Genomic DNA, 1,019 nt, shown 5'->3' on the forward strand with positions numbered 1-1,019 from the left:
TCTTCCGGCTGAAATACAACAAAACCTGAAAACCAAAACCAACGCAACACTAGGCCATAGGTGCCAAGAATGCCTGGTTTGAGGTGTCAGGGCCAAATAGTAATGTCGTACTTGAGCCAAATAGAAATGTCGTACCCGTAGGCTAACGCGAGCATGCTGGCGCTCTATCCGCTTGGATCGGAGTCCAGCCATGCCGAAGCCCGAGATGGTGACCATGTCCATGCGTGAACTGGACCGCTTCAAGGTGATTCAGGCTGTCGTTGAGCACGGTCTGATGGTTTGGCGCGCGGCCGAGAAGCTGGGGCTGTCCCGGCGCCAAGTGGAGCGCCTGGTGAGCCGGTATCGCGAAGACGGTCCAAGCGGTCTAGGCTCCCGTAAGCGCGGCCACGAGAGCAACCGGCAGTTACCCCCGGGACTCGAAGCCCGTGCCCGCGGCCTGATTCGCGACACCTATGCCGACTTCGGGCCGACCCTGGCTTGCGAGAAGCTGCGCGAGCGCCACGGCCTCAGCCTGGCCAAGGAGACCGTGCGGCGGATCATGATCGATGCCGGCTTCTGGGTGCCACGCAAGCTGCGCCCGCCCAAGGTCCACCAGCCGCGCAACCGCCGCGCCTGCCTGGGCGAGCTGGTGCAGATCGATGGCAGCGACCATGCCTGGTTCGAGGAGCGGGCGCCGGCCTGCACGCTGCTGGTCTATGTCGACGACGCCACCAGCCAGCTGATGCAACTGCTATTCGTGCCGACCGAATCGACCCAAGCGTACTTCGAGGCGACGCGGGCCTATGTCGAGCACCATGGCAAGCCGATGGCGTTCTACAGCGACAAGGCCAGTGTGTTCCGCGTCAACGCCAAAGATGCCGCCGAAGGGCGTGGCTACACGCAGTTTGGGCGGGCCCTGTTCGAGCTGAACATCGACATCCTGTGCGCCAATTCCAGCCCGGCCAAGGACTACGCTTCACAATGCACCTCATGGGTCGAGTGGAGTGATGTTTACGCGGCGACTGCATGTTTACCGCGGC

Annotated in this window: 1 protein-coding gene; it reads left to right on the forward strand. The window is 62.2% G+C overall.

What is annotated here, in order from left to right; translation table 11 throughout:
* Positions 1 to 190 precede the first annotated feature (190 nt).
* Positions 191 to 1,019, forward strand: an 829-nt coding sequence (locus tag ACGLHR_RS51850) for an ISNCY family transposase (RefSeq protein WP_400103921.1), incomplete at its 3' end; no start/stop codon positions are given.

The sequence above is a fragment of the Cupriavidus sp. CuC1 genome (assembly GCF_044627735.1).
GTDB classification, from domain to species: domain Bacteria; phylum Pseudomonadota; class Gammaproteobacteria; order Burkholderiales; family Burkholderiaceae; genus Cupriavidus; species Cupriavidus ulmosensis.